At 57.3% G+C, this 6,786-nt stretch carries 9 protein-coding genes and 1 pseudogene; 5 read left to right on the forward strand and 5 right to left on the reverse strand.

Translation table 11 applies throughout. The features are described from left to right. The 4 genes from ACH2EH_RS01060 to ACH2EH_RS01075 all read right to left on the reverse strand — a co-directional run. A partial coding sequence (locus ACH2EH_RS01060; RefSeq protein ID WP_395137950.1) for a hypothetical protein occupies nt 1–185 on the reverse strand: 185 nt, incomplete at its 3' end. Further along, nucleotides 185–994 (reverse strand): zeta toxin family protein, encoded by an 810-nt coding sequence (locus ACH2EH_RS01065; RefSeq protein WP_395137953.1) that lies wholly within the window; start codon nt 992–994, stop codon nt 185–187. The genes ACH2EH_RS01060 and ACH2EH_RS01065, both read right to left, overlap by 1 nt. Beyond that, nucleotides 987–1,262 carry a hypothetical protein gene (locus tag ACH2EH_RS01070; protein ID WP_394793671.1) on the reverse strand — a complete coding sequence of 92 codons (276 nt, stop codon included), beginning with the start codon at nt 1,260–1,262 and terminating at the stop codon, nt 987–989. Before ACH2EH_RS01070 ends, ACH2EH_RS01065 begins: the two co-directional genes overlap by 8 nt. Nucleotides 1,263–1,293: 31 nt before the next feature. Beyond that, on the reverse strand, nt 1,294–2,202 hold the full coding sequence (locus ACH2EH_RS01075; RefSeq protein WP_395137956.1) for a nucleotidyltransferase domain-containing protein: 909 nt from the start codon (nt 2,200–2,202) through the stop codon (nt 1,294–1,296). Between the two features lie 76 nt (nt 2,203–2,278). On the opposite strand from ACH2EH_RS01075, the gene ACH2EH_RS01080 reads away from it, so the two are divergent. Further along, nucleotides 2,279–3,541, forward strand: a complete 1,263-nt coding sequence (locus ACH2EH_RS01080; RefSeq protein WP_395137958.1) for an MFS transporter — start codon at nt 2,279–2,281, stop codon at nt 3,539–3,541. Here ACH2EH_RS01080 and ACH2EH_RS01085 read toward each other — a convergent pair. Further along, complete coding sequence (locus ACH2EH_RS01085) at nt 3,536–4,468, reverse strand: NAD(P)-dependent oxidoreductase (protein ID WP_395137960.1); 933 nt, start codon at nt 4,466–4,468, stop codon at nt 3,536–3,538. The two genes, ACH2EH_RS01080 and ACH2EH_RS01085, sit on opposite strands and share 6 nt — an antisense overlap. Nucleotides 4,469–4,485: 17 nt before the next feature. Between ACH2EH_RS01085 and ACH2EH_RS01090 the strand changes: the two genes are divergently transcribed. The 4 genes and pseudogenes from ACH2EH_RS01090 to ACH2EH_RS01105 all read left to right on the forward strand — a co-directional run. After that, nucleotides 4,486–4,899 (forward strand): hypothetical protein, encoded by a 414-nt coding sequence (locus ACH2EH_RS01090; RefSeq protein WP_395137963.1) that lies wholly within the window; start codon nt 4,486–4,488, stop codon nt 4,897–4,899. Nucleotides 4,900–4,958: 59 nt separating this feature from the next. Then, a complete protein-coding gene (locus ACH2EH_RS01095; RefSeq protein WP_395137966.1) occupies nt 4,959–5,702 on the forward strand; it encodes an RDD family protein in 744 nt (247 codons plus the stop codon). Between the two features lie 13 nt (nt 5,703–5,715). Continuing rightward, complete coding sequence (locus tag ACH2EH_RS01100) at nt 5,716–6,588, forward strand: PP2C family protein-serine/threonine phosphatase (protein WP_395137968.1); 873 nt, start codon at nt 5,716–5,718, stop codon at nt 6,586–6,588. A 2-nt stretch (nt 6,589–6,590) separates the two neighbouring features. After that, nucleotides 6,591–6,786 (forward strand): annotated as a pseudogene (locus tag ACH2EH_RS01105) (serine/threonine protein kinase); the annotation flags it as partial.

The following is a 6,786-nucleotide window of genomic DNA, read 5'->3' on the forward strand; positions in this document are numbered from 1 at the left end:
GTCCAGGCCGAGAGCGACTCCATAAAGCGCCGCTGCGCCTCCGCATAGAGCGTGTCAAAAGCCAACGACGACTTCCCCGAGCCACTGAGGCCCGTCAGCACGATCAATTTGTCGCGTGGAATCTCCACCGTGATGTTCTTGAGATTGTTCTCCCGCGCTCCCCGAATCAGAATGGTTTCTCGCACTATAAAACCTCCCCGACCGCGTCTTGGTATTTGATAGTCACCACCTGACCAATGAAAAGCTCTGCACGGAGCAACAAACGGTCGTGGCGGATCAGACGCTCCCCGATTTTTTGAAGAATATAGTTGACTGTGACTAAGGAAATTTCACCGGCATAGATTCCGTTAGCTTCGTCAGGCTGGGCGGTTGTCCCTAAAAACTCACGTTCTTTACGCCGCTCATTCAGCGGTGTGAGCAGGGCCGCCTGAAGATAGCTGGGGAGGTACTTCTCAATGGAATATAAACCCGTATGGAAACAGAGACGCATCTGGCGTTCCTCAGTGGAATCAAAAACAAAAGCGGTATCCACTTCTTCAATGATGCGAGGCAGAAGAGCAAGCGTACGCCCGTACCGACTTCGAATATGCTCTTGAGGAACATTATGCCCTCCCTGTAAAACTCGCCCCGCGACACGCCATACATTGATTTCAGGATTTGCAGTCGTCACGAAGAGAAGAGTTACATGATAGCCCAGCGCTTGCGCTTGCTGAATATCAAGAAGTGTACTGGGGTGTGAAAATACAGTCTCAAAGGCGTAGCAAGCTCCCTGCTCACGAAAGCGCCTTCGTAGCGACCGGGCCTCACGAAAAGCCGCTTGTTCGCGCTCTTCCTGAGATAGCTCTGAGTGTGTTTCACGCAGGCTCTTGGCAATCTCGTCAGCATTGATATAGTTCTCTGGGAAAGAAATCCCCAGACGCTTTAGCCGTGTTGGTTCCGTTAGAGTACTTTTGCCAGAACCATTGGGGCCAGCAATGATGACCAGCTCAGGCACTTAGCTCTTCTTCCCCTTCGGCGGTTCTGCGGTAGACTTTTCCATCTCGACCATAGACAAAACCAATACCCTGTCCGATTAAGCTATCGCAGGCATCTGTGGTAGCTTGATTACCTGCTGACTCCCAGCGCTCCCAATCATCAAACTCACGTTGCATGGCCCGTCGAGCCGTTTTTGTAATGAAAGAGGGCATATCCATGCCTGCCCGCTCAGCCCCCCGGCTTAGTGCTTCCTCTTCTGCGGGTGTTAGCTCAAGAACTATGCTCATCGTATTTTTCTCCTAGCTGCTATTTTATCGCTCACGCTTCTCCCACATAGACATAGCCCGCCTCGTCCACCGTGACGCGGCTATCTTTGGTGAGGCGCAAGGGAATGCCGACACGCTCTAGAATCCCTTTGTCAGCAAGCCAGTCGCAGGCCAGATCAAGGTGCTCGGCATGCCAGTTGCGCTCAAAGTACGTGGAAAGCTCACGCACCGAGCGGGGGCCGTCGGCACCTTCGAGCCAGGCGAGAAGCGGCGAAAAGCAAAGTGGGATGCGTTCGGTGAGGTAGGCATCGCAGAGGGTGAGGGCCTCACCAAGCGCTTCTTCGGTCTTGGGGCCATCGAGAACATTGGTGTAGATGCGCTTGAAAAACTCCGGGTTGAGCTTCAGCGCCTGCTGAATCACCTCGCGACCCGGACTCTGCCCGGCGGCGAGCACCTCGACCCAAGCAAGACACACGGCGGTCTGGAGCAGATAGAAGGCCGCGTAGTGAAAGTCGCGCTTCACCTGGTGCCACTTCTCGGCCTTAGTGAGCACCGGAAGGCACCACGTGCCCGCACGCAAGAGCTGGGCTTGTCTATCCCGCTCCCCCAGCACCCCAGCGTTCTCCCAGAGCAGGGCGAGCGAGTCGTCTTTGGTGAAGAGAAGGCGGCTCCGTGGTAGCACCGACGACCAAAACGAGCCCGTTAGTGCCCCGTCCATCTGCTTGCGGAACTTTGAGCGGGTCAGGAGAGCTGCGTGGATGGAGATGCCTTCCTCTAGGAGAGTGAAGCTCCCCTCCTTCACCGACTCCTCCCCGATAATCATCAAATCAATATCGGACTTCTCCCAGATATCATCATAGGCCAGGGAGCCATAGAGTACGGCGGCCAGCACGGTTCGATCTTTTTGCAGCTTCTCCGTGAGCGAGGCAATCGCCGCCTCGTAGCGTTCACGCGTCGTCATAAACAAAAGTTTACCATATCTCACTGTCCCGACGGCACTGTGCCACGACGTAAGAAAGGTTCATAAGGAAACTCTATTGAGCACTATCTCTGCCGATTCCACTCTTCTCCCCCAAAGCCACTCAGAGCAGCGGCGTACTGCGGTACTTCTCAGTACTGGCTGGCTACTGACCTGGATAGCTCTAGGGACTCCTGGTCTGCCTCTCAACCTTTATCTGAAAAATACCCTCCATTTGGGTGCCGAAGCGATTGCTGTCTTTGGACTCGTGGCGGGCTTTGCGAGCTACGTCAAGCCTATCGCAGGGCTCCTCTCCGATAATCTCACGCTCTTTGGAACACGGCGCAAGCACTATCTTCTCCTCAGCACTCTCCTGGGTGGTATCTGCTGGCTTCTTGTCGGAGTGCTTCCCAAAACCTACTCCCTCCTGCTTTTCATGCAGGCAGTGATTATGGCGATGGTCATGGTCGCGAGCACGGCGCTAGGAGGACTGCTGGTAGACAGCGGCAAACGCAATAACTCCGTCGGGCGGCTGAGCTCACAGCGGTATGGAATTAGTAACCTGGCAACCCTGATCGTCGGTCCGCTAGGTGGCTTTCTTGCCTCGCGTGCCTTTGGCCTCACTGTTGGAATCTGCGCGGGCTGCCTGATCCTGCTGGCCCCCTTGGTCTTTTTCTTTCTTCACGAAGCACCAGCCGAAAACCCCAAAAAAAGCTCGTGGAAAGAGATTGAACAACAGCTCAAAAGCACGCTGGCCTCGCGCCCGCTCTGGTGGGGGCTGGCGATGTGCTGCTTGCTCAATATCGCGCCCGGCTTTGGGACACCCCTACTCTTCTACCAACAAGACACTCTCAAGCTGACACCACAGTTCATGGGAAACTTAGGTGTCATCAGTGGCGGTTGTGGCCTTGCTGCCGCCACAATTTATTTTCGATTGTGTAGCCGCATTCCTTTGCGCCGCTTACTGGGTATTGGCATTGTCTTGAATGTCATCGGCACGCTGTTTTATCTGGGCTACCAGTCTCCCCTCAGCGCAATTCTGATCGAGGGCTCGACCGGGTTTGTGGGGACACTGGCGATCCTTCCCCTATGGGATCTCTGTGGCCGCGCCACCCCTCGGGGCAATGAAGCGCTGGGCTACTCGCTGATGATGAGCGTCTGTAACCTGATGGCAGCACTCTCCAATACCATGGGCTCCTGGTTCTTTGAGCACCTGCACTGGAACTTCAAGAACCTGGTCTGGCTCAACGCGGGCACGACGGCGTTGGTCTTGCTGATCGTCCCTCTTATCCCGGCGGCTCTGATAGACCGGCGCGACGGTGATGTAGCAGAGAAGTTATAGCAGCGAAACTGTATTCTGAGGCGCTCCTCCAAGAAAGGCACGGATATTCTCGGCAGTGGTCTGGCGGATGCGGCCCACGCCGCCGGTGGTGTGGTAGGCCATGTGCGGCGTGAGGATGAGGCTGGGAAAGCGGGCCAGGTAGCCCGGCGCGATCTCCGCGATGCGCTCCTCATCCTCTAGCACATCGAGGCCCGCCCCGGAGAGCTGGCCCGAATCGAGGGCAGCGAGAACGGCGCTAGTATCCACGACGCCGCCGCGTGCCGTGTTGATCAGTACCGCGCCGCGCCGCAGTTTTGCCAGCTCAGCCGCGCCGATTAAGTGGTGGGTACGAGAAGTGAGCGGCACGTGGAGCGTGAGAATATCGGCGCGGGACAGCAGCTCCTCCAGGCCCACATACGAATAACCAATGCGCACGGCTTCGTCGAGGAGCGGCGCGATGTCGTGGGCGAGCACGCTCATTCCAAAGCCCACCCCGATCTGCGCCGTGCGCCGCCCGATGCGCCCCGTGCCGATAATGCCCAGCGTCTGCCCGAAGAGATCAAAACCACGCTGGCTCCCAAAAGGGAAACGCCCCTCCTCTGCATCTTTGAGGCTGTGACGCAGGCCACGCTGCACCATGAGCATGAGGGCAAAGGCGAACTCCGCCACCGTGTGATCGCCGTAGTGCGGCACGTTGCAGACCGTGATGCCCCGCGCATTCGCCGCCACGAGATCAATGTGCTCAAAGCCGGTTGAGCGCGTCGCGATGAGCTTCACTCCGGGCAGGCGATTCAGAAGTTCAGCCGTAATGAAATCACGCGAGGTGACACACAAAACCGGCGCATCGGGAGTGAGCTTAGAGGTCAGCTCAAACTCAGGCAGGAGCCGCACGAGCGCGGCATATTCTTCGTGCTCATAGGCATAAGCGGCGGTGACAACAATTTGCATGGTAGGATTTTCCCGTCATGCGCCTTATTCTCCTTCTCTTAGGACATCTCTGGAGCCTCCCCAATACGCTTATTGGGTTGTTTTTCGGGCTGGGTGGGAGCTACTCCTGGGATCGTACTAACCGCGTCGTTGTGGTAAACGGCGGCTGGATCGCTCAGAGCTTTGGGCGGCGCTACTTTTCGGGGATGTGCATCGGCGATGTGGTACTCTGCTCACGGAAGCTCTCGGAGAAGATCTACCAGCATGAGCTGGTTCATGCCCTTCAGGGGCGGATTCTAGGACCGCTGTATCTGCCACTGACATTGTTTTGCTACGCGTGGGGCTATCTGATCTTCCCCCAAAACGGCCACGATGCCAGCCCTCTGGAGGTCTGGGCGGACATCGCCTCGGGCAATGCACAGAGCAATGCCTATCTTCAGCGCAGAATATAGCTTGCGGTATGCCTCTGTCTCGGGCAAAATAAGAAAATTCGAGGGGGAGGCTGAGACTTATGGTTGTCTGTCGCCACTGTGGCACAGCAAATCAACCGGGGAAAGTCAAGTGCAGTAAGTGTCTGCGAGACTTAATTGACCCAGGTATGATCGGTAAGATTGCGTGTGTCAATCATGCGAACCGTGAGGCGACAACAAGCTGCAATGCCTGTGGCTCGCGGCTGTGTGATCGCTGCGCGTACTTACTGAGTGAGATTTCGTTCTGTGAGGGCTGTGCGCCGGAGGGAGCGATCTCCCACGAACACGACGAAGACTACGAGGCGGTTCCCGTAGTGGATGTGGGGAGTGAGGACGCTCCGCGTGCCTCGATGGGTGCCCGTGCGCTGGCCTTTCTGATAGACAGTGCGCTCACGCTGGCGTTTGCGGGAGTGCTGGCAGTTCTCCTGGCGACGTTGTCGGACGGGGCGCTGTATAAGAGCACCTACGCCTATCTGAGCAATGTCCGTCAGCTCACGTTCTGGATCTTCTGGCTGCTCATTCCCGCTGCCACACTGACCTACCACACACTCACCATCGGGATGAGCGGCCAGACAGTTGGCAAGCGCGTCGCGGATATTATCGTCCTGGAGGAAGATGGCACGATTATCACCACACAACAGGCCCTGAGCCGCGCATTTGCCCAGCACTTCTCCTTGGTGTTCCTGGGACTGGGCTATCTCTGGGCACTCTGGGACAAGAACAATGAGACGTGGCACGATAAACTATCCAAGACAGTAACCTACCGCTACCAAGACACGACTTAGTCCAGGAGACACCATGGCCGACGAGACCACTGCCGAGTTTAACACCGAGGATCTTGCCCGAGGCTGGGCGCAGCTTGCGGACCGTCGGCCCACGCACCACACCGAGCTTGCCTTCGCCGCGCGCACGGACATAGGCCGTGTCCGAGAGAACAACGAGGACAAGTTTGATTTCTTCCTTCCCGATGACGCCCCCACTCAGGCTACTCGTGGCAGGCTCTGGGCCATCGCGGATGGAATGGGCGGACACAGCGCCGGGCAAGTGGCGTCTGAGGCGGGGCTCAAGACCGTGATTCGCTCTTATTTTGCCGAACCGCTTACCGGGGAAACCAGTGAGGTGGGCGAGGCGCTCCGGCAGTCCCTCCGCGATGCCAATGCGCTTATCGCCCAGGCGGCGATCAACATGGGCGCAAAAAATGGCATGGGAACTACTATGGTGGTCGCCATCGTCTTAAATGATATGCTCACCATTGCCCATGTCGGAGACTCCCGTGCCTACTTGCTGCGCGAGGGCGAGCGCATTCGCCAGCTCACCACCGACCACTCCTGGGTCGAGGAGCAAGTCCGGCGTGGTGCTCTGAGCCGTGCTGAGGCGGAAAAATCCCCGTACCGCAACGTCATCACGCGCTCCATTGGAATGGGCGATGGGATGGACGCGGATATTCTCACGGAGAAGCTCTTTCCCGAGGATATTTTGCTACTCGCCACCGATGGAGTCACGGGTTATCTGGGCGAAGATGCTCTGGCGGCATTAGTGAGCCATAAAAGCCTCTCAAAAGCAGCGCTTGATATTGTAGATGCCGCCAACGATGCGGGTGGCAAAGACAATAGCACGGTTGTCTTACTCAAGGTTCTCTCGATCACCTCGGCAAGTGAAGGGGCGAGCTAGCGATGCAGCTCGGGCGCTATAAAATCGTTCGAGAGATCGCGCGCTCCAATGACATTGTCTATGAGGCGCAGGATCCTCAGGTAGGGCGACGGGTGGCGGTGAAAGAGCTAGCGCTTGCCCCCGATGCCGCCGGCGCTGCGCGGGTGGATCGGATCGAGCGTTTCTACCGCGAGGCACGCGCCGCCGGGCAGCTCTCCC

Source organism: Armatimonas sp., assembly GCF_043760365.1.
Classification (GTDB): Bacteria; Armatimonadota; Armatimonadia; order Armatimonadales; family Armatimonadaceae; genus Armatimonas.

Excerpts from the sequence above, each read along its gene's own strand:
- ACH2EH_RS01085 (WP_395137960.1), bottom strand. The coding sequence starts at position 4,468 with ATGCAAATTGTTGTCACCGCCGCTTATGCCTATGAGCACGAAGAATAT.
- ACH2EH_RS01100 (WP_395137968.1), top strand. The coding sequence starts at position 5,716 with ATGGCCGACGAGACCACTGCCGAGTTTAACACCGAGGATCTTGCCCGA.
- ACH2EH_RS01075 (WP_395137956.1), bottom strand. The coding sequence starts at position 2,202 with ATGACGACGCGTGAACGCTACGAGGCGGCGATTGCCTCGCTCACGGAG.
- ACH2EH_RS01070 (WP_394793671.1), bottom strand. The coding sequence starts at position 1,262 with ATGAGCATAGTTCTTGAGCTAACACCCGCAGAAGAGGAAGCACTAAGC.
- ACH2EH_RS01090 (WP_395137963.1), top strand. The coding sequence starts at position 4,486 with ATGCGCCTTATTCTCCTTCTCTTAGGACATCTCTGGAGCCTCCCCAAT.
- ACH2EH_RS01095 (WP_395137966.1), top strand. The coding sequence starts at position 4,959 with ATGGTTGTCTGTCGCCACTGTGGCACAGCAAATCAACCGGGGAAAGTC.